The organism is Candidatus Methylolitoribacter marinus (genome assembly GCF_051853155.1).
In the GTDB taxonomy this organism is placed as follows: domain Bacteria; phylum Pseudomonadota; class Gammaproteobacteria; order Burkholderiales; family Methylophilaceae; genus BACL14.
Genome location: NZ_CP124221.1, coordinates 900,266 through 921,726 on the forward strand (window position 1 = coordinate 900,266; position 21,461 = coordinate 921,726).

The 21,461-nt window shown below is 34.7% G+C and carries 24 protein-coding genes; 13 read left to right on the plus strand and 11 right to left on the minus strand.

What is annotated here, in order from left to right; translation table 11 throughout:
- Nucleotides 1-44 precede the first annotated feature (44 nt).
- The 10 genes from QFA95_RS04775 (at nucleotide 45) to fdx (ending at nucleotide 7,782) form a co-directional block, all read left to right on the plus strand.
- A complete protein-coding gene (locus tag QFA95_RS04775) occupies nucleotides 45-776 on the plus strand; it encodes an RNA methyltransferase (RefSeq protein WP_486462391.1) in 732 nt (243 codons plus the stop codon).
- Nucleotides 777-850: 74 nt separating this feature from the next.
- A complete protein-coding gene (cysE, locus tag QFA95_RS04780) occupies nucleotides 851-1,498 on the plus strand; it encodes a serine O-acetyltransferase (protein WP_486462392.1) in 648 nt (215 codons plus the stop codon).
- A 59-nt stretch (nucleotides 1,499-1,557) separates the two neighbouring features.
- The gene (locus QFA95_RS04785; RefSeq protein WP_486462393.1) at nucleotides 1,558-2,037 is read left to right on the plus strand and encodes an Rrf2 family transcriptional regulator; all 480 of its coding nucleotides are present in this window, start codon (nucleotides 1,558-1,560) and stop codon (nucleotides 2,035-2,037) included.
- The gene (locus QFA95_RS04790) at nucleotides 2,034-3,173 is read left to right on the plus strand and encodes a cysteine desulfurase family protein (protein ID WP_486462394.1); all 1,140 of its coding nucleotides are present in this window, start codon (nucleotides 2,034-2,036) and stop codon (nucleotides 3,171-3,173) included. The genes QFA95_RS04785 and QFA95_RS04790 overlap by 4 nt, the downstream gene beginning before the upstream one ends.
- Before the next feature lie 14 nt (nucleotides 3,174-3,187).
- The gene (locus QFA95_RS04795) at nucleotides 3,188-4,399 is read left to right on the plus strand and encodes an IscS subfamily cysteine desulfurase (RefSeq protein ID WP_486462395.1); all 1,212 of its coding nucleotides are present in this window, start codon (nucleotides 3,188-3,190) and stop codon (nucleotides 4,397-4,399) included.
- An 18-nt stretch (nucleotides 4,400-4,417) separates the two neighbouring features.
- Nucleotides 4,418-4,795: a Fe-S cluster assembly scaffold IscU gene (gene iscU / locus QFA95_RS04800; RefSeq protein WP_486462396.1), complete on the plus strand. Its 378-nt coding sequence runs from the start codon at nucleotides 4,418-4,420 to the stop codon at nucleotides 4,793-4,795.
- A complete protein-coding gene (gene iscA / locus QFA95_RS04805) occupies nucleotides 4,796-5,119 on the plus strand; it encodes an iron-sulfur cluster assembly protein IscA (protein ID WP_486462397.1) in 324 nt (107 codons plus the stop codon). It begins immediately after the preceding gene.
- Nucleotides 5,119-5,610, plus strand: coding sequence for a Fe-S protein assembly co-chaperone HscB (hscB, locus tag QFA95_RS04810; RefSeq protein WP_486462398.1), 492 nt, complete (start codon nucleotides 5,119-5,121; stop codon nucleotides 5,608-5,610). The genes iscA and hscB overlap by 1 nt, the downstream gene beginning before the upstream one ends.
- Nucleotides 5,610-7,445: a Fe-S protein assembly chaperone HscA gene (gene hscA, locus QFA95_RS04815; RefSeq protein WP_486462399.1), complete on the plus strand. Its 1,836-nt coding sequence runs from the start codon at nucleotides 5,610-5,612 to the stop codon at nucleotides 7,443-7,445. Before hscB ends, hscA begins: the two co-directional genes overlap by 1 nt.
- Nucleotides 7,446-7,449: 4 nt before the next feature.
- A complete protein-coding gene (fdx, locus tag QFA95_RS04820) occupies nucleotides 7,450-7,782 on the plus strand; it encodes an ISC system 2Fe-2S type ferredoxin (protein ID WP_486462400.1) in 333 nt (110 codons plus the stop codon).
- A gap of 49 nt (nucleotides 7,783-7,831) precedes the next feature.
- Here fdx and QFA95_RS04825 read toward each other — a convergent pair whose 3' ends face one another.
- The 11 genes from QFA95_RS04825 to QFA95_RS04875 form a co-directional block, all read right to left on the minus strand.
- Nucleotides 7,832-8,515 (minus strand): Bax inhibitor-1 family protein, encoded by a 684-nt coding sequence (locus tag QFA95_RS04825; RefSeq protein ID WP_486462401.1) that lies wholly within the window; start codon nucleotides 8,513-8,515, stop codon nucleotides 7,832-7,834.
- A gap of 65 nt (nucleotides 8,516-8,580) precedes the next feature.
- Nucleotides 8,581-9,600 carry a beta-N-acetylhexosaminidase gene (gene nagZ / locus QFA95_RS04830; RefSeq protein WP_486462402.1) on the minus strand — a complete coding sequence of 340 codons (1,020 nt, stop codon included), beginning with the start codon at nucleotides 9,598-9,600 and terminating at the stop codon, nucleotides 8,581-8,583.
- The gene (locus tag QFA95_RS04835; RefSeq protein WP_486462403.1) at nucleotides 9,601-10,314 is read right to left on the minus strand and encodes a queuosine precursor transporter; all 714 of its coding nucleotides are present in this window, start codon (nucleotides 10,312-10,314) and stop codon (nucleotides 9,601-9,603) included. It abuts the gene before it with no gap.
- Nucleotides 10,301-11,089 carry an ABC transporter permease gene (locus QFA95_RS04840; RefSeq protein ID WP_486462404.1) on the minus strand — a complete coding sequence of 263 codons (789 nt, stop codon included), beginning with the start codon at nucleotides 11,087-11,089 and terminating at the stop codon, nucleotides 10,301-10,303. Before QFA95_RS04840 ends, QFA95_RS04835 begins: the two co-directional genes overlap by 14 nt.
- On the minus strand, nucleotides 11,086-12,000 hold the full coding sequence (locus QFA95_RS04845; protein ID WP_486462405.1) for an ABC transporter permease: 915 nt from the start codon (nucleotides 11,998-12,000) through the stop codon (nucleotides 11,086-11,088). The genes QFA95_RS04840 and QFA95_RS04845 overlap by 4 nt, the downstream gene beginning before the upstream one ends.
- Nucleotides 11,993-12,460 (minus strand): L,D-transpeptidase family protein, encoded by a 468-nt coding sequence (locus QFA95_RS04850; protein ID WP_486462406.1) that lies wholly within the window; start codon nucleotides 12,458-12,460, stop codon nucleotides 11,993-11,995. The genes QFA95_RS04845 and QFA95_RS04850 overlap by 8 nt, the downstream gene beginning before the upstream one ends.
- The gene (locus tag QFA95_RS04855; protein WP_486462407.1) at nucleotides 12,453-13,886 is read right to left on the minus strand and encodes an ABC transporter substrate-binding protein; all 1,434 of its coding nucleotides are present in this window, start codon (nucleotides 13,884-13,886) and stop codon (nucleotides 12,453-12,455) included. Before QFA95_RS04855 ends, QFA95_RS04850 begins: the two co-directional genes overlap by 8 nt.
- Nucleotides 13,876-15,189: a 23S rRNA (uracil(1939)-C(5))-methyltransferase RlmD gene (rlmD, locus tag QFA95_RS04860; protein ID WP_486462408.1), complete on the minus strand. Its 1,314-nt coding sequence runs from the start codon at nucleotides 15,187-15,189 to the stop codon at nucleotides 13,876-13,878. Before rlmD ends, QFA95_RS04855 begins: the two co-directional genes overlap by 11 nt.
- A complete protein-coding gene (locus QFA95_RS04865) occupies nucleotides 15,182-15,970 on the minus strand; it encodes a 3'-5' exonuclease (protein ID WP_486462409.1) in 789 nt (262 codons plus the stop codon). The genes rlmD and QFA95_RS04865 overlap by 8 nt, the downstream gene beginning before the upstream one ends.
- Nucleotides 15,967-16,851 (minus strand): cysteine synthase CysM, encoded by an 885-nt coding sequence (cysM, locus tag QFA95_RS04870; protein WP_486463452.1) that lies wholly within the window; start codon nucleotides 16,849-16,851, stop codon nucleotides 15,967-15,969. The genes QFA95_RS04865 and cysM overlap by 4 nt, the downstream gene beginning before the upstream one ends.
- A 17-nt stretch (nucleotides 16,852-16,868) precedes the next feature.
- Nucleotides 16,869-17,345, minus strand: a complete 477-nt coding sequence (locus tag QFA95_RS04875) for a disulfide bond formation protein B (protein WP_486462410.1) — start codon at nucleotides 17,343-17,345, stop codon at nucleotides 16,869-16,871.
- 66 nt (nucleotides 17,346-17,411) lie between these two features.
- On the opposite strand from QFA95_RS04875, the gene xseA reads away from it, so the two are divergent.
- From xseA to QFA95_RS04890, 3 genes are read left to right on the plus strand one after another with little or no spacing between them, the layout of a single operon-like run.
- Nucleotides 17,412-18,761: an exodeoxyribonuclease VII large subunit gene (gene xseA, locus QFA95_RS04880; protein ID WP_486462411.1), complete on the plus strand. Its 1,350-nt coding sequence runs from the start codon at nucleotides 17,412-17,414 to the stop codon at nucleotides 18,759-18,761.
- A complete protein-coding gene (locus QFA95_RS04885) occupies nucleotides 18,758-20,635 on the plus strand; it encodes a potassium transporter Kup (protein WP_486462412.1) in 1,878 nt (625 codons plus the stop codon). The genes xseA and QFA95_RS04885 overlap by 4 nt, the downstream gene beginning before the upstream one ends.
- Before the next feature lie 3 nt (nucleotides 20,636-20,638).
- Nucleotides 20,639-21,460, plus strand: coding sequence for a M48 family metallopeptidase (locus QFA95_RS04890; protein WP_486462413.1), 822 nt, complete (start codon nucleotides 20,639-20,641; stop codon nucleotides 21,458-21,460).
- The last annotated feature ends 1 nt before the right edge of the window (nucleotide 21,461 follow it).

Sequence of the window (21,461 nt, forward strand, 5' to 3'; positions counted from 1 at the left end):
TATTTAATTAAAAATTCAATTTTGAGCCATTTTAAAGGATTTCCATGAATTCAAAAAATAATATTTTCAAAAATATTAAATTTGTCTTGTCACACACAAGTCATCCAGGAAACATAGGGTCTTCAGCAAGGGCAATTAAAACAATGGGGTTTGCTCAATTGGCCTTGATCAATCCTGAGAAATTTCCAGATGCTAATGCTGATGCGCTCGCCTCCGGTGCAAAAGATATACTGCAACATGCTGAAGTTGGAAGCAACCTAGAAGATGTCACATCAGATTGTAATATTTTAATTGGCTTTACAGCAAGAAAAAGAGAGTTGACCCAAGAGCACCTTTCCATTGAAGAAATTGCTCAGAAAATTATTGAATTAAAAAATAATAAATTTGCCCTTCTTTTTGGTAATGAGACATCTGGCTTAAAAAATGAAGAGATACAACATTGCCATTATTTAGCTTATATAGATGCAAATAAAGAATATTCATCACTGAATCTATCTCAAGCAGTTCAAGTCACCGCGTATGAATTAAGAAAAAATTTTAACAAAAAAGAATTTGATGTAGCCGTCAAAGAGAAAAAGCTAGCTACCTTTGAGGAACAAAACGGTTTTTATGAGCACCTCGAATCAACCCTCAATGAACTTGGATTTCTTGAGAAAATTCAAGGCAAAAGGTTAATGCATAGGCTACGTCTGATGTTTAATAGAATCCAAATGGATGAAGATGAAGTGAATATCCTCAGAGGTATCTTGAATCAAATTAATAAAAAAATTGATTAAAACCTACTATTTTTATCAGCTATTATTTATGGTAGTATGCTCAGTCAATAATAAGAATGCTTGATTAAAAATATATGCTATTTGGAAAATTTCGTGAAGATTTATCAGTGGTATTTCAAAGAGATCCGGCAGCTCGAAATTACTTTGAAATTTTAACCACCTATCCTGGAGTGCATGCGCTATTAATACATAGGCTTGCTCATTTTTTATGGTCAATCAAATTAAAATTAATAGCTAGAATTTTTTCCCATTTAGGAAGAATTCTGACTGGCATTGAAATCCACCCAGGCGCTCAAATTGGCAGAAGATTTTTTATAGATCATGGAATGGGTGTGGTAATTGGTGAAACAGCAATTATAGGCAATGATTGCACACTCTATCATGGAGTTACACTAGGTGGTACAACCTGGAAAAAAGGGAAACGTCATCCCACTTTAAAAGATAATGTTGTCATCGGCGCTGGTGCAAAAATATTAGGGCCTATTACTATAGGTAATAATTCCAAGGTTGGCTCAAACGCTGTGGTCGTTTCTGATATTCCAAACGACTCAACAGCAGTCGGCATTCCTGCAAAGATTATTGAATCTGATGAGAAAATGAAAAAATTCAGTGCTTATGCAGTTGAAAAAAATAATCAAGATCCAGTTTTACAATCGATTGATGAAATTCTCAAAATACTAGATAAGCAACAAAAAGAAATTAAAGCTTTAAAGCAAAAATAATTGAACTATCAACGATAATACTTGATCAGAATAGTCAACTTTATAATATAATTCACAATATGAAACTTACAACAAAAGGTAGATTTGCTGTTTCGGCAATTCTCGACATAGCACTTAATCAAAAAACTGGGCCAGTGACGCTGTTAGCGGTCTCTGAAAGACAGGGTATTTCTTTATCATACCTTGAACAGCTGTTCAGTAAATTGAGAAAAGGTGAAATAGTGTCTAGCATCCGTGGGCCCGGTGGAGGTTATAGGATTAAAAAAGCCTACACAGATATTTCGGTAAGACAAATTATTGCAGCGGTTGATGAAAAAATTGATGCGACTCAATGCGGTGGGACTGAAAACTGCCATGATGGTAATCGCTGTATGACTCATGACTTATGGATATCTGTAAATAAGAAAATCTTAAGTTATTTAGATAGTCTTTCACTGCAAGATTTATATGACAATCATCAACTTACTGAAAGTGGAAAACAAAGTCATAGAATTGATTTCTTTGAAAATAATCATCATAAAAATGGAGTAAGGATTTGAGTTCACTCTATTTTGATAATAATGCTACTACTCCGCTCCATACAGAAGTTTATGGAGTAATGCTTGATTATTTGAAGACTCAATTCGGCAATCCATCAAGCAATCACTCTTTTGGTCGCAAAGCTCATGAGATTGTTGAAGAATCAAGAGATTTAGTTGCACGATCTATCGGAGCCCTTCCTCAAGAAATTTTCTTTACCTCCAGTGGCACAGAAAGTAACAACTGGTTTGTTTCTGGCATTAGTTCAGTCTATCCAGATGCTGATTTTTACTATGGGGCAACAGAACACCCATGTATTCTGAAGCCAATGCAGAAATTGAAGAATAATGCCATGCAAGTAAAAAAAATTCCTTGCCTTCAAAATGGTGACATAGATTTTACTTATTTAGAGTCCATTAATACAAACCAAATTAATATCATCAGCCTGATGCATGTAAATAACGAGACTGGCACCATTACAGACCTCAAAAAACTGAGACAATTAGTGGGTGATAAAGCAATCATTCATAGTGATGCGGTGCAAGCTCTTGGAAAAATTGATGTTAATTTTCATGACCTCGGGATAGATTTTATGACCATCTCAAGTCATAAAATTAATGGTCCCCAGGGAATTGCGGCTTTAATTATAAAGAACGGTATAGATATTGATCCATTCATCTTAGGTGGTGGTCAAGAATCTGGAATGAGGAGCGGTACAGAAAATATCGCCGCTATAGCTGGATTTGCTAAAGCTTGTGAATTGATTAATGAAAAACTTCAGGATTCTTCTAGACAAGGCGCCTTGAGAGATTTATTTGAAGAAAAAATTTCTGAATTAGGAGCTGTGATTTTTGCCCAAGAAGTACCGCGCGTAAAAAATACATCATTTTTCGGTTTTCCTTCAATCGATGGGGCTACACTCATAACAGCGCTTGATAAATATGGTATTGGAATTGCCAGCGGTTCTGCATGCTCCTCAAATAATAAAGAACCGAGCCATGTTTTAATCGAGATGGGGATGGATCCCATGGAGGCACAAAGTGCTGTGCGATTAAGCTTATCAACACTAAATACTGAAGATGATGTTTTACATTTAATAGAAAAAATAAAATATGAAGTGAACCGACTTTCGAGCTTTGCTTCAATTCTTAACTGATAAAGGATATTGGAATGAAATTACCTATTTACATGGATTATTCAGCAACAACGCCAGTTGATAAAAGAGTGGCCGAAAAGATGATCCCATTTATTACTGAGGATTTTGGCAACCCTGCTTCAAGAAGTCATGCTTATGGATGGACAGCGGAACATGCCGTTGAAGAAGCAAGAAGAAATGTTGCAAGTTTAGTAAATGCTGATCCTAAAGAAATCGTATGGACCAGTGGCGCAACAGAGTCAAACAACTTGGCTATTAAAGGAATTGCAGAATTCTATAGTAAAGATAAAGGTAAACACATCATTACTTGCGCGACAGAACATAAAGCTGTGATAGATGCATTTAGAGAACTAGAACGACTTGGATACGAAGCCACCTATTTAGAACCAGAAGCGAATGGGTTAATTGATCTTGAAAAACTAAAAGCCGCCATACGTCCAGACACGGTTTTAGTTTCAGTCATGTTGGTTAATAATGAGATTGGTGTAATCCAAGATATAACCTCAATAGGTAATATGTGTAGAGCACAGAATGTTTACTTTCATGTTGATGCAGCCCAAGCAACCGGCAAAGTAGAGATTAATCTTGCTGAACTTCCAGTTGACGCAATGAGTTTCTCTGCCCATAAAACTTATGGTCCAAAAGGCATTGGCGCTCTGTATGTTCGTCGTAAACCAAGAATTCGACTACAAGCTCAAATGCACGGCGGTGGCCATGAAAGAGGAATGCGTTCTGGCACCTTAGCAACACACCAAATTGTTGGCATGGGTGAGGCTTTTCGTATTGCAAAAGAAGAAATGCATGATGAAAATCAAAGAATTAAAATACTTCACGAAAGACTCCTGAAAGGTCTTACAGAAATTGAGGAGGTATATGTGAATGGAGATCTTGAACATCGAGTTCCTCACAATTTAAATATTAGTTTCAACTATGTTGAAGGTGAATCTCTTATAATGGCAATCAAAGATATTGCTGTTTCAAGTGGTTCTGCTTGCACTTCTGCTAGTTTAGAACCTAGTTACGTGCTCAGAGCTCTTGGTCGATCAGACGAGCTAGCACACAGTTCTATTCGGTTTTCCATTGGACGTTATACAACCGAACATGATATTGACCATGCAATAAACGTATTAAAACAAAAAATTGGTAAATTAAGAGAACTCTCACCTCTGTGGGAAATGTTCAAAGATGGAGTTGATCTAAGTAAAGTGGAATGGGCAGCTCATTAATAATTTAGGAGAAAAGTAATGGCTTACAGTGATAAAGTTTTGGATCATTATGAAAACCCAAGAAATGTCGGGTCTTTAGATAAAGACGATCCAAATGTTGGGACCGGTATGGTCGGTGCGCCTGCTTGTGGTGATGTGATGAAATTACAAATTAAGCTGGGCGAAAATGGGATGATTGAAGATGCTAAATTCAAAACCTATGGTTGTGGATCTGCTATTGCTTCAAGCAGCCTTGTAACTGAAATGCTCAAAGGTAAAACTCTAGATGAAGCAGAATCAATTAAAAATTCAGCTATTGCAGAAGAGCTAGCATTACCTCCGGTTAAAATCCATTGCTCCGTTCTTGCGGAAGATGCGATTAAAGCGGCAATTGAAGACCTTAAAAGTAAAAAATAAATGGCGGTTACCTTAACCAAAAAAGCTGCGGACCGAGTTGAGAAATATCTAGCCAGTAGAGGGAAAGGTATTGGGCTCAAGCTTGGGGTTAAAACAACAGGCTGCTCAGGTATGGCTTACACTTTAGAATTTTTGGATGAGCCTCATCCTGAAGATCAAGTTTTTGAGAGTTTTGATATCAAAATTTTCGTTGATCCAAAAAGTCTTGTTTATATCGATGGGACAGAACTTGATTTCGCAAGAGAGGGATTAAATGAGGGATTTAAATTTAATAATCCTAATGTGAAAGATGAATGTGGTTGTGGAGAAAGTTTCACCGTTTAATGGAATTTTTTGATATTTATGAAATAGAACCTTCATTTTCTATCTCTGAGAATGAATTAAAGAAAAAGTATTTAGTACTACAAAAAAAATTTCATCCCGATCGTTTTGTCCATTCAAGCATTGAAGAACAAAAGACTGCTTTAATTAATTCCTCACTAATAAATGATGCCTACCAAGTTTTAAAAGATGATATCAGAAGAGCAAAATACTTACTTGAATGTAATGGAGTTGAAATCACAAATCACACCAATCCTGCATTTCTAATGAAACAAATAGAATACGAAGAAAAAATTGAAGATCACAGCAATGATAAGAATCAGTTATTAAGTATCCAAAAAGAATTACAAGAGGAATTGGATCAATATAAAGACAATCTCACAGTAGATTTCGATAAAAAAAATTTTGATCGCGCAACTAATCAAATTAACGAATTTATTTTTATTGATAAATTACATTTAAAAATTAAAGAAAAAATAAATCAACTACGCTAATGGCATTATTACAAATATCAGAACCAGGAAAAAGTACTGATCCACATAATCGTAAATTAACGATTGGCATTGACTTGGGAACAACCAATTCGCTTGTCGCCTCCGTGATAAGTGGTGAAGCCAAAATACTTGAAGATAACAATTATCGATTGATTCCATCCAGAGTGTTATATGAACAAGATCAGATATTAGTAGGTAATGATATTCCCAGCCATGCTGTCTCTATAATAAACAGTGTTAAAAGGTTAATTGGTAAGAAAAAAGATGATATAAATGCGAATGATATTGCACTAGACCTCGCAGATAGCAATGACATTTTTATTCAAACCCCTCAAGGATTCAAGTCCCCTATTCAAGTATCCTCAGATATTTTAAAAAAATTAAAAAAAATTGCCTCGGATTATTTTGGTGACGAAATTTATGGAGCAGTGATCACAGTTCCAGCTTATTTTAACGAGGGGCAAAGACAGGCTACTAAAGAAGCAGCAAAATTAGCTGGGATAGATATCTTGAGGTTAATTAATGAGCCAACAGCGGCTGCATATGCCTATGGTCTTGATACAAAAAAAGAGGGTGTATTTGTTGTTTATGATCTTGGTGGCGGGACATTTGATATATCCATACTTCAGTTTAATCAAGGGGTCTTTGAAGTCATTGCGACCAATGGTAACTCATCACTGGGTGGTGATGATTTTGATCAGATTATAAAAAACTATTTAATTAATAAATATCAATTAAATTCACAAGGCCTTGAGGAGCAAGCTCATTTGAATTTGATTGCAAAATACATAAAAGAAAAATTAAGCTCACAAAATACATTTAATGAAACAATTAAGTTTAATAATCAAAATTATCAGATTGATATCTCTCTGAGTGAAATTGAAGAGTCATTTATCCCCCTTGTAGACAAAACAATTCAATGTGTCAAAAATGCTTTGAATGATGCAAATTTAAGTATTGATGAGATCGATGGCGTCATAATGGTTGGTGGTTCAACAAGAATGCCAACGATCCAAAACCATATGAAACAATTTTTTAATCAAGACTTACTAAACGACCTAAATCCTGATGAAGTTGTGGCAATTGGTGCAGCACGTCAGGCATTTGTTTTATCTGGACAAGCTGATGATGATACCTTGCTACTAGATGTCACACCTCTGTCGTTGGGGATTGAGACCATGGGAGATTTGGTGGAAAGAATTATTCCTAGAAACTCAACTATTCCCATTGCCAAGGCACAAGAATTTACCACCTACAAGGATGGTCAAACCATGATGAAAATTCATGTGGTTCAAGGTGAGCGCGAAAAAGTATCAGAGAATCGCTCTCTTGGAGAGTTTGTTGTAAAAGATATTCCACCAATGCCTGCAGGAGCAGCAAAAATAAAGGTTACATTTCAAGTTGATGCGGATAGCTTACTTACCGTTTCAGCTGAAGAACAAACAACTGGCACAAAAACTTCGATAGAAATCAAACCCTCTTATAGCATTAATGAGAATGAAATAAGAAAAATGCTTGAAGATTCTTTTACAAATGCCGAGGATGATAAAAAATTTAGAAGCTTGGCAGAATTAATTGTTGATGCAAACCAAATATTAGAGTTAACAGAAAAAGCATTGCACAATGATCAACAACTTTTATCAGATTCCGAAAAAACTACCATTGAAAAATGTATGAATAACTTAAAATCTGAAATCACTAAAAAAAATCCTAGTAAAATCAAGCTGATGACAGATGAATTGAATAATGCAAGTATGAGCTTTGCGCAGAAAAGAATGGACAGATCTATTCATTCAGCGTTAACTGGAAAGAATATAAACGAAATTAATAAATAAATATATGCCTAAATTAATTGTATTACCTCATCAAGAATTGTGTCCAGATGGCGATGTTATTGAAGCCAAAAATGGAGATAGCATATGTGACACTTTGCTTAAAAATCATATTGAAATTGAACATGCATGCGATAAGGTTTGTGCCTGTACAACTTGCCATGTCATTATCAGAGAAGGATTTGACACCCTTCCTCCCTCCGACGATTTAGAGGATGATATGCTGGATAAAGCGTGGGGCTTATCGCCTAAGTCAAGGCTGTCATGTCAATCAATTATTCAAAATGATGACATTACTATTGAGATACCAAAATACACCATCAATTTAGCTAAAGAATAAAAAAGGCTGCATCATTTGCAGCCTTTTTTAAGAATCAACAAAAATATTCCTAGTCACGATTTCCCATGAAAGCTAAAAGCAAATGGAGAAGATTCACAAAAAGGTTATAAATATTCATATATAAAGCCAATGTTGCCATGATGTAATTGGTCTCACCACCTCTCACAATACGATTAACATCATACAAGATAAATCCAGAGAAAATTAAGACGGCTATCGCTGAAATTGCCAACGAAGCAGCCGGCACCTGGAAAAATAAATTAGCAATCGAGGCAAGTATCAACAATACCAAACCGATTACCAAGAACTTACCCATAAAACTAAAATCTCTTTTTGATGTGGTAGCAATCCCTGAGAGAACTAAAAAGATCGTTGCTGTGCCACCCGCAGCAAGAGTGACAATTTGACCACCATTGCTCAGGCTAAAGGCGAATTGCAAAATAGGACCTAACATTACTCCCAGAAAAAATGTTAAGGCCAGAAGAAAAACAACTCCTAAACTACTATTTCTATTGGCAGATATTAGAAAAAATAAACCAAAAATTCCCGCAAACATCAGCAGCGTAAACATTATAGGACTTTGAGCAGCAAAACCAAAACTCATGCTCATGCCAAGTAAGGCGCCTATCACCGTTGGTATTAGTGAGAAACCTAATAAGGCATACGTACTTCTTAAAACTTTATTGCTTTGAACCGCTGATGCAGATGACGCAATATTTAAGTTATCTTGCATAAATTTTTCCTTTATTATTAATTAGTTAAACTAAAGTTATAGAGTAATGAATAAGTTAAAAAGTTTCAAGGCGTATGGATAAAATTCATATTTTTCATGATATTTTTTACATCCTCGACATGTAAACCATCAATAGTTGGATTTTGATTTTTTTTTATTCTTAAGTGGCTTAAATCCAAAGCAGTAAAGTCATCATGATCAACTTGATCTAAAAGTTTATCTACATCCTTGGGTTTATTACATATCAATACTATATCACAACCTGCAGTCAACGCATGTGACACTCTGTCATAAATATCTGGAATAAAATCAGCCACACCCTTCATACTTAAATCATCGGAAATGATTATTCCTTTAAAGTTAAATCTTTTCCTTAATTGATCTTTTAACCAAAATGAAGATAGACTGGCAGGATGATTATCAGCCTCTTTGTATATAACATGGCTAGGCATGACCGCCCCTATTCCATGATTAATTAAGGATTCAAAACAATAAATATCATTTTTCATTTCAAGTAAACTTCTGTTATCAATCGAGATTTCTTCATGAGAATCCTCATGAATAAATCCATGCCCAGGAAAATGTTTACCCACCGAAGTCATTCCAGCATGCTTTTGACCGTCAACAAATGCCTTAGCTAATTGGATAATGACACTGGGGTTATCAGAGAATGAGCGGTTTCCAATTACGCTGCTCTTGCCATAATTTATATCAAGTACAGGAGAATAATTCAAGTCGATATATAACTCAGCTAACTCTTGAGCAATTAACCATCCAGCATATCGGGCAAACCGTAAAGCTTGTTCGTCATCATGAGCATACAAATCACCCAGCTTACTCATCGAGGGCATAGGGTAAAAATTTTCTCTAAACCGTTGCACACGCCCCCCTTCATGATCCACAGTAATTAAAAGATCTTCACGAACTGACCTAATAGCAGAAATTAAATCTTGAATCTGATTTTTGTTATCAAAATTACGAGTGAATAAAATAACGCCACAAACCATAGGATGAGAGAGCCTTTGAATATCTTTCTGGGTAATTTTCTTACCTTCAATATCAATGATGACTGAGCCTGTAAGCATTTATATTTTTAGTTTAAATGGATTGAAGTTTGTCTGATGGTCATAAAAGTCAATATTCTCTTTTCTTTTTAAAAAATTAATTATTTTGTAGATAAATGGTGTGAAAGCTACTTCTACCATTGTTTTTGCAAAAAATTGAGCAACAACAACGAGCCATATTTTATCGTTAGGAATAATGCCTGAATTATAAAAAGCTAAAGGATAAAACAATATTGAATCAACTCCCTCGCCTGCAATTGTTGAAGAGATTGTTCTTAACCATAAATGTTTTCCTTGAGACCATATCTTCATTTTTGCCATCACCCAGGAATTAATGAATTCACCTGCGGCAAATGCTATTAATCCAGCCAATGCCACCCTCCACGCTGATCCAAAGGCAATTTCATATACCTCCTGATTATCCCAAAAGGGTGCAGGTGGCAAGGTGACAATCACCCATGCCATCAATGATGCAAAAGCTAATCCAGCAAACCCAGTCCAAATAACTCTTCGAGATGCTGCATAGCCATAAACCTCAGTTAAGATATCTCCAAAAATAAAGGATATTGGAAAAAATAATACGCCTGCACCAAATGTGATTGTTCCAATCATTGGAAGGTCCAGTTGAGATATTTTTGCTGGCCCAATTATATTTGCAGTTATTAAAACTGTTACAAATGCAGCCATGACCAAATCATAATACTTATAATTAGGAGTGGGATTACTTATTTTCATTATTCAATAGCCCTGCACCAATCGCATTAAAAGATAAGATCATACTTATAATACACAATGACACGAATACCACATAATGGGGTGCAACTAATAAGTAATCTATACTATCCCTGAGCATGGAACCCCATGATGGAAATGGAGCCGAGACTCCTAAACCTAAAAAAGAAAGACCTGCTTCAGCTATAATTAGATTCGCAATAGTAAAATTCAACTCTACAAAAATAGCATTAAGAATATTAGGAAAAATATGTTTTCTTATAATTCTTAACTTACCAGAACCCATAGAGACTGCTGCTTTTACAAAATCAGCTTCCTTTAAAGACAGAGTTTGACTTCTTGCAATCCTTGCAAAACCGATCCATGATGAAACTGTTAATGCAAATAAAATACTTAGGAAGCTTGTTTCTAAAAAGGCAGCGACAGCAATTACTAATAAAATCCCAGGAAATGCTTGGATAATTGTAATCGCGCTCAATAAAAATCTATCTAAAAATCCACCATAAAATCCAGCTACGCAGCCCAAGAATGTTCCAAAAGTAAAAGTGATCAAGGCAGCCAAAATTACAATTTGAAAAGAGGATACAAAACCATTAATGAGGCGAATAAATATATCTCTCCCAAAGTCATCATATCCGAATGGTGCATTCCACTGTGGTGTTTCAAGAATTAATTCAAAATTCATGACGTAAGGATCCCAGTTAAAAGAAAAATTGAATGTCACAAGGATTAAAAAGATAGCTGGAGTGAGAAAACTAATTTTCATCATTTTGATCATCTGATTCTTGGATCTAATTTATGGTAAATAAACTCAAGAGTAAAATTTATTGCTACAAAAGTTATGGCAATGAAAAAAATAGCTGCTTGGGTGATTGGGTAGTCTCTTTGATGAATAGAATCAATCAAAATTTTACCAACTCCATCCCAACTAAAGATCATCTCAGTAATGATAGCGCCTGATAGTAACCCGCCGAGCTGCATGCCAATTGCTGTGACCAGAGGAAGGCTGATCAATCTCAAAATATGGATAAAGTAAATTTTCTCAACTCTAAGTCCTTTTGATCTTGCAGTCGTTATTATGGCATTCTCTTTAAGATCGTTAGCGCAATCTAGAGTCATGTTAGCTAAGTAACATAACAAACCCAAGGCAAGTGTGAGTGATGGTAAGACAATCGACAAATGACCATCCATACCGCTGACAGGTAACCAATTTAATTGCATTGAAAAAATAAGAATGAGAATGGGGGCCAAAATAAATGATGGTATGGCAATAATAATATTACATATTTGTTTTACTGCATTTGTGATTTCGTTTTTGTTGGTTAACGACACAAACAAACCTAAAGGAATACCAAGTAATATACTTATAATAATTGCAGTTACAGCGAGTTTGTATGTATTTAAAAGCGCTGGTTTTATTATGTCATTTACTGGCAATCCTTGATGGATAGACAAACCAAAATCGAATAATACAAGATTTTTAATAGCTGTTTTTAGCTGAACAAAAAAGCTTTGCTCTAAGCCTAATTGCTGTTTTATCAAAGCAACATCAACTGATGAACTACCTATCCCAACTAAAATATCGACTGGGTCACCAGGAATCAATCTCACTAAGAAAAAAGATAACAAATAAACAGATAAAACCAACAGAAAAAAATGAATCATTTTTTTTACAAAAAAATTATTCATTGATAATGACTTTTTCTCCAACATTTACTAAATCAAATAAGCTGATGACGTCTTTATTTTTCATTCTAATGCATCCATGAGAAACAGGTTGTCCTATATTTTCCTCATCGTGGGTGCCATGAATGTATATAAATCTTTGCATGGTATCCACATTTTCAAGACGATTAAAACCAACTTCTGTCCCTGATAGCCACAAAATTCTTGATAAAATAAGGTCCTCAGAACCTATTTTGTAATCAGCACCCCATAATTCTCCACTCCATCGTCGCGCATGAAAAATGGCATACATTGGATAACCTGCTCCAATTTTTGCTCGAACAATATGATCACCAAGAGGTGTACAGTTACTATTTTTTAACTGCCCAATGCCCTTCTTTGCTGAAGAGATCGGGTATTTCAAAATGATTTCTTTATCTCTAAGGAGTGTTAATGTTTGTGTTTTGATTGATATCTCAATCATGACATAACCTAATATTATTCAGACCAATCCAACTGCCATCTTCAGTTAATTGAAAGTCGCAAATGGTGTCAAGAGAAGCCATAAAATTTCCTTCATACCATAATGGATAAATAAGCACACGTTGGTGAATGTATTCTAATGCACTATCCCAATTTTTTTTATCATAACTTTCTTTTATTAAATTATCGATCTTTTCATCTTGCAATAATCCTCTATTTAAACCAAAAGGAGGAATCATGTTGGAATGAAATATTTTTTTGTAAATATCAGGAGATTTAAGACCAACCCAAGTCAGTGAATAGAGCTGAAAATCTCCATTTTGAATATCTTTAAAAAAGGTTCCCCAGTCTAAGCTTATTATTTTTAAATTTATACCAATTGCTTCGAGTTGAGCTTTAAGGATTGTTGCAATTTTAATTCTAAATGTATCTGTGGAAGTTTTAAACTCGAGGCTTAAAGGAAGTTTATAACCAGCATCAATTAATAAATTTTTACTTAACTGGGGGTTGTATTTATGGGGGCTCTGATTTGAGGAAGACCAATGTTTTTGGCTTAAAATTTGTGAGGCAGGTTGAGTGTCCTTGTTAAAAAAGAATTTGATAATTTCTTCACGATTAATAGCATGTGCGATTGCTTTTCTTACTACAGGGTCTTTGAGCAGCTCGTGCTGATGATTAAATCCTATATAAGAGACATTGGTGCCAGGAGATGAGTGCGTCTTGATTTGATGCTGTCTCTCTAAATAATTTATTATTGGCAGTGATAAATCATTCTGTAGGAGATCTATTTCTTTGTTGATTAATTTTAATGCTCTTACAGACGGATCTTTGACTTCTTCAAATTTTATCCTAATTCCATCTTTTCTTAATAAAATCAATGGTTTATTTGAAATTACTTGGAATTGATTCGATCCTAATGAAGACTGAGATAAGTCTATTTTTAAATTATCTAAATCATAAGGAAGAATTGGCAAGCTTAGTTTTTCAATGAAGAGGGGGTCTGGTTTCTTTAGCCTGATTTCAATTATTGAGCCATTCAAAGAGATATGTTGAATGTTTTTTAAATCTTCAAAGTACTTCGATAACGGATCATGATGATTTTTTTTTATAGAGAAATATAAATCCTTCAGCAAAACCTCTCGTCCGCTTGAAAACTTGCTTGAGTGTGATTTTGCAGTAAAAACAAAAACAAGATCATTAATATTTTTCCAGGATACAAATTTTGAAGTTAACGTATATTGCTCATTGTAATTAAAAATTTTTTCATAAACTAAATCAGTAATTTTCTCTGATGCAGCATCTCTTGCATACAAAGGATTAATATTTTGTGGATTTTGTGGAATTCCAAAAATAATGTCTTTTGAAAAAACTGATAGTGGAGATAAAAAAATAATGATTAAGATAAATTTAAATAACTTAATCTTCATAAGTGAATAATGAAATTGATTCAATATGAGAGGTATGAGGAAACATATTTAGTATGCCTGCAGATTGATACTTATAACCTTTATCATTCACAAGAATATTTGCATCTCTGGCTAAAGTTGCAGGATTACATGAAACATAAACTATCATTTCTGGAAGTACCGTATTTTTTGATATTAACTCTAATAATTGCATTGCTCCATCTCGAGGTGGATCCAATAACCATTTGTTTTTATTTTTAAGAGAATTAACAAAATCAACATCGACTTCAAATAAATTACTATATTGAAATGTGACATTACTAAGATTATTTATCTCAGCATTTTTCTGACCTAAATTGACAAGATCTTCACTTCCTTCAATACCGATTACAGTATGAGCGTATCTAGCAATTGGTAAAGTAAAGTTGCCTAGGCCAGAGAAAAAATCAACAACCTCATCCTGAGGATTTAGGTTTAGCAATTCTAGTGCTTTATCAATCATCATCTGATTAATGTATGGATTAATTTGAATGAATCCAGAAGGATTAAACTCTAGATTTAAATCATGATTGGCAATTGGGTATGAGATTATTTCAGAATCCCTTTCTGGAAATAAAGGCATGACTGTCTCAGGCCCTTTACTTTGCGTCCAAATCTCAATCTTTCTTGCAGTTGAAAATTCACTGAGTTTTTTTATATCATCATTCGATAACGGGTCCAGTATTCGAAAAATAAAAATATCTCTTTCCCCATTGGAGGCATATTCTATTTGAGGCATTCTGTTATAAATACTCAAATTTTTAATCAAGGATTTTACCTCTACAAGGCTGGATGAAATTCTGCCAGGTAACACCTCACAAGAATCCATATCTGTTAAAAAATGAGTTAGTCGCTCATTAAATCCCACTAATACCTTATCCTTCTTTTCAACATATTTAGCTCGTAATCTTGCCTTGTGTCGATACTCAGTAAATTCAAGAAAGATAGGCTCTATTAGATCCTCTGGGGCAACTTTTCCAATATGTTTTAAAGTTTGAAAAAAAGCATTATTTTTAAATTCAATTTGCGATGAATGTTTAAAATGTTGCATTGAGCAGCCGCCACATAAATTGTAATGAGGGCAGCTTGGATTAGCTCGAACTGGAGATGGATTTTCAATATGAGTTGCAATCCCAAAAAAGATATTTTTCTTTTTTTTTAAAATTTTGTACTCAACTTTTTCACCAATAAGAGCATTATGAATAAAAAAAGTTTTCTCTTCCTTTTTTGCTACTCCTCTTCCTTCGTGATCAATATCAATGATCTGAAGCAAATCATTACTCATATTTTTCCCATGCCGTTAAGAATTCATTCCAGTGCAATAAACTCGATGCAGATAACTTACTCTTAACTTTTAATATTTCAGCATCATACTCTTCATCTGTGAGCTGATTTTTTAGATAAATTAGTCGAAGATAAACAAGATAAGTATTTAAAACATCTGTTTCACAATAATTTCTTATTGCTTCAATTTTACCGTCTTGAAAATTTTGATACACATCACCGCCATCCATATCTAGCTTCCCTGGAAAGCCGCATAACTTGGCAATATCATTAAGCGAAGCGTTAGCGCGTCCACCATAGAGTGCTAAAAAATCCATCACATCTGTGTGTCTAGAATGATATCGGCTAATGAAATTATTGTACTTAAAGTCATGATTATTTTCCCCCTGGTCCATATAAACCCCGCCATTGATTTGGTGAACTAATGCACGATAATTAATAACGGGTAGATCAAAACCTGATCCGTTCCAGCTAACCAAAGTGGGAATGAATTTATTAACTCCGTCCATAAAACGCTGTATTAGCTCCTTCTCATCGCTATCAGAATTTCCAATAGACCATATCTCAAGCTCGTCACCTCTTTTTAAAACACATGAAATAGCGATAATTTTTTGAAATTGATGTGGTAAAAAATCAGATCCTTTTTTTTGCCTATAATAATAATTTGCAATAGAAACCGCTTCTAAATCACTATAGCGATTAGAGATGTTCAAGGTTTTCCTTAAGCCATCAACGTCAGGAATGGTTTCTGTGTCGAAAACAAGAGTGGTGGGTAAAATCATTCGCTAGGGAATAGACCAGTAGACAAGTATCGGTCGCCTCGATCGCATGCGATAGAAACGATGTTAGCTTCAGGGTTTTCTTTTGCTAACTTCATCGCAACAAACAAAGCGCCCCCAGTAGACGCGCCAGAAAAAATACCCTCAATTTTTGCTAAATCTCTCGCTGTTTCTTCAGCGTTTTGTTGAGTGACATATCTTATTTCATCAATATTTTCATTAGTAAAAATTTTTGGAACATACTCTATAGGCCATTTTCGTATTCCAGGAATTTGTGAACCATCCTCAGGCTGTACTCCAATAATTTGAATATCCTGATTTTGCTCTTTTAGATACCTTGAGGTTCCAACAATAGTTCCTGTAGTCCCCATACTGGAGACAAAGTGGGTAATCTTTTTCTGAGTTGCATTCCATATTTCTGGCCCTGTTCCCTCATAATGAGCCAACGGGTTATCAGGATTAGCAAACTGATCAAGAATTATTCCTCTGCCTTCACTTTGCATTTTTTCAGCAGTATCTCTCGCCAATTCCATACTTCCCTCTTGACTGGTCAGAACTAGTTTTGCTCCATATGCTTGCATCGTTTGACGACGTTCAACAGATTGATTTTCAGGCATAACAAGGATCATTTTATAACCCATGACTGCTGACGCCATTGCAAGAGCTATACCAGTATTACCAGAAGTTGCCTCAATGAGTGTGTCACCAGGTTTAATTTTTCCTTTTTCTTGAGCCCTCTTAATCATTGAAAGAGCTGGTCTATCTTTTACCGAGCCTGCTGGATTATTACCTTCAAGCTTTAAAAAAACATTGCCATCATTAGGTAAAACCATTCTTTTAAGCTTCACCAACGGCGTGTTGCCTACATAGTTCTCGACATACATATCATTTATAGACACAGTTAATTATTCCTATAATTAAGTATTGATAAAAGTGCGAAAATAAAAAACCATATCGCAGACCATTCAGGTATCGTCAAATGTAATAGAGTCCAATCAATTTCAGAGCAGTCACCAGTTCCTCGAAAAACTAGCTCAAAAACTTCCTGAAGAGGAAAATTATCAAACATATATTCAAGATCAATCCCACATTCAGACGGAATTTCAATAATTTTTTTTTGTATTAACACATGTCTTATCGCAAAAATCATACCGATAATATTAATAGACAGAAGAGTTATCAGTTCGAAGACTTTATTCAATGACTTAAAGGCAAAAAATAAGAAAAGCAAGCCCGAGACTAAAAAAATAACTCGCTGTGTTATGCATAGCGGGCAAGGTTCAAGTTGATAAAAATGTTGGATCACTACACTAAATACTACCAACAAAAGAGCAGCTGCACCTGAAACAAGTTTTACATGCTGGGTAAAGTTTTTCATAGACAATAATGCATTATAATTTGTATAAGTGTATTCTACGATAAACCATTCAATAATAAAAAAATTGTGTCTTCAAATAATCATACAAATTTAGTTGATGCTGAAAAAGTATTTGCAATTTCAGAAATCAATCGAATTGTAAAAAATATCCTGTTGAGCCATCTTGAAAAAGTTTGGATAGGTGGTGAAGTATCTAATTTTGTTGAAGCCAGTTCAGGTCATTGGTATTTTTCACTAAAAGATTCATCCGCTCAAATTAGATGCACTATGTTCAAAGGATACAACACTTTCTCTTCTATTTCGCCAAAAAATGGTGATCAGATCGAGGCGTTTGGTGCTGTTTCATTGTATGAGGCAAGGGGTGACTATCAAATTAATATTGAACAAATTCGTGAAAAAGGGACAGGAAATCTTTTTGAAAAGTTTCTCCAATTAAAAGATAAATTGGAAAAACTTGGATTATTTGATGAGGAAAATAAGTTAAATATTCCGACTTTTCCAAAAAATATTGGCATCATCACTTCAGCATCAGGAGCGGCATTAAGAGATGTTTTATCAATATTAAATAAAGAACAAAATTACAATCAAATAATTATTTATCCTTCATCTGTTCAAGGAAAAGAAGCTGCTGACGAAATATGTAGCGCTATTAATAAAGCAAACGCACACCAAATTGTTGACGTATTAATACTCTGCAGAGGAGGGGGATCAATTGAAGACTTGTGGTCTTTTAATGAAGAAAAGATTGTTCAGGCCATTGCTCAATCTAGACTACCCATAATATCAGGAGTTGGTCACGAAACAGATTTCACCCTTACTGATTTTGTTGCTGATATGCGTGCACCGACACCTACAGCCGCTGCATCAGTTATCCAAGATAGACTATCCAAATTAGATGAATTTTTTGAACATTACCTCTCTACGCTTCAAAAAAATATAACTAATTTATTAAAAAATAAAAATCAAGAGCTTGATTATCTTGAAAAAAGAATTGTCTCCCCCAAGGATAAGCTTAAACGCTCCCAGGAATTTATTGACAGCCTAAAAAAACAATTTATTACTCTGTTAAGAAAAGAATTTCTTGCAGCTGAAAAAGAAATCAATAGTCTTCATAAAAGATTATTAGCGCCTCAAGAGAAAATTAAACAGGCAGAAGAAAAAATAAAAAACTATAAAAAAGCTCTTTTATCGAACGTTTTCAGAATAATCAAGGAACATCAATCTAAAATAAATTTTATTGATGAAAAATTAAATATTCTTAATCCGAAAAATATTTTAGCTAAGGGTTATTCAATTGTTTATAATAAAACTGATGTAGTTAAAGACTCTAATAAAGTAAATTTAAATGATACTCTCGATATTCAGTTACATTCAGGAGCTTTGCTTGTCCAGGTAAAGAATAATAAAAAACATTGAGTCCTCAACAACCCACAAAAAAACAAACTGCTGCTCTTTCTTTAGCTGCCTTAGGTGTCGTTTTTGGAGATATTGGCACCAGCCCTCTTTATTCGATTCGGGAAATATTTTCTATTGGAGATAATATTCTTGAGCTAAATGTTTTAAATATGCTTGGGGTGTTATCCATGATCTTTTGGTCACTTATTGCAGTTGTTACAATTAAGTACATCACTTTCATTATGCGCGCGAATAACAATGGTGAAGGTGGCATCATGGCGCTATTAGCCCTTGCTCATAGAAATGCTAAAACCAAGAGGAAGCGAATGTTAATAGGGATAATTGGCATTATGGGAGCCTGTATGTTTTATGCTGATGGAATGATCACGCCTGCCATTTCTGTTCTCTCAGCCGTTGAAGGTATTGAGATTGCATTGCCTGGTTTTCATGATTTTGTTATTCCTATCACACTGATTATCATCTTCTTTTTATTTTGGTTTCAAAGTAAAGGAACCGCATCTGTTGGTTTTCTATTTGGACCCGTGATGCTCATTTGGTTTACCACTCTCGCAGTTTTAGGAATTATTAATATTATTAATGAGCCATCGGTTCTTAAGGCTTTAAACCCCTATTATGCTTATTTGTATCTACATAATAATTTTGGAATAGCCTTTATTACTATGGGAGCCATCATTCTTTGTGTCACAGGTGCCGAGTCACTCTATGCAGATATGGGTCACTTTGGCAGGTCGCCCATTCGAATCACCTGGTTTAGTTTTGTTTTTCCTGCCCTAACCTTAAACTATTATGGACAAGGCGCATTAATTTTGCAAAATCCTGAAAATATCATCAACCCATTTTATTTAATGTCTCCTGAATGGTTTACAGTACCTCTTATTTTTCTTGCAACAATTGCCACCATTATTGCCTCTCAAGCATGTATTACTGGTGCCTTCTCTGTATCAAGACAGGCTTTGCAATTAGGTTTTATTCCCAGAATGAGAGTTGACCACACATCCGAAAATCAAGAAGGTCAAATTTATCTTCCACGAATTAATTTTTTACTGATGGTTGGTGTTATTACAGTTGTTCTAATTTTTCAAAATTCATCAAATTTAGCAGCTGCATATGGTGTTGCCATTACTATGGATATGGTGATTGCCTCTCTTCTATCAATAATTGTTTTTGCAGAAATATGGAAAACTTGGACTAAAACAATCATTGTTTTTTCAATCTTTCTAATAATTGACCTTGTTTTCTTTGCAGCCAATATAATCAAAGTTCCAAATGGCGGATGGTTCCCATTACTGATTGGCATTATTTTATTAATCTTAATGACCACGTGGAGTAGAGGAAGATCGATTTTATACAATAAATTAAAAAATGAATCGATGCATATTGATGATTTTATTAAATCATTCAAAAAAAGCTCAATTGCCAGAGTAAAAGGAATTTCTGTTTTTATGACTCCGAATTCTAACGGTGTTCCTCATGCGCTCCTCCACAACTTAAAGCATAACAAGGTGTTGCATGAAAAAGTTGTCATGTTGACTGTAAAATTTCTAGATATACCTCATGTAAAACAAAAAAATATGTTGAGCATTGTTAAGCTGCCCAGTAACTTTTATCAGGCCACAATAAATTATGGTTATAGTGATGAGCCAAACATCCCTCGAGAATTATCCAGATCAACAATTAGAGGGTTAAAATTTGAACCAATGGCCACCTCATACTTCATAGGAAAAGAGAGTCTAGTAATTACAAAGGACCGTAATATGGGTGTGATTAGAAAAAGAATATTCTCATTTTTATTTAATAGCTCAGAAGAAATAACAAACCAATTTAAACTTCCCGTGAATCGTGTCGTTGAATTAGGAAGTCAAAATAATTTTTAAAAAATGCATAGACTAATTTTAGTTTTTCTTATTTTGATATCTGGATGCACATCCACCACGCTCAAAACAGATTCCAATATTATTCGTAAGCAACTCGTTATTCTTCCAGAGTTTATGGCTTTATCAATGGCTAATCAAGGTTACCAAGAAGCTAAACAAAAAGCACAAGAAAATGATCAGCTAAACAAAGATACATATATGCTGAACGAGGTCAGAAAAATTAGTTACCGACTTATTGATGAGGTGAGGTATTTTCGAGATGATGCAACATCATGGAATTGGGAGATAAATTTACAAACAAGTGATCAAATTAATGCATACTGCATGCCCGGCGGAAAAATTATGGTTTATACCGGATTGCTTGATAAAGCAGCAAAAACCAATGACGAAATTGCGGCAGTGATTGGTCATGAAATTGCACATGCCCTCCGTGAGCATGGTCGTGAAAGAATGTCTACCGCCTTGATTCAGCAGTTAGGTATATTGGGTTTTGCTATCTACATTAGCGATTCCTCGCATAATAGACAATTGAAAAATTTAGCTGTTCAAGGTGTTGCTTTAGGTACGACATTATTTTTTGCCCTCCCCAATAGTAGAGAGCAAGAACGAGAAGCAGACAAAATAGGTTTAGAACTAGCTGCTCGAGCCGGATACAATCCACTTGCAGCGGTCAGTTTATGGAGAAAAATGGATGAGCTGAAAGAGGTAGAACCTCCTGAAATTCTCAGTACTCATCCCTCTAATGAAAACCGCATCGAAGACATCCAAGAGCACTCAGAGAAAATTATGCATTTATATAAAGAAAACAAAATACGTTTTAACTGAA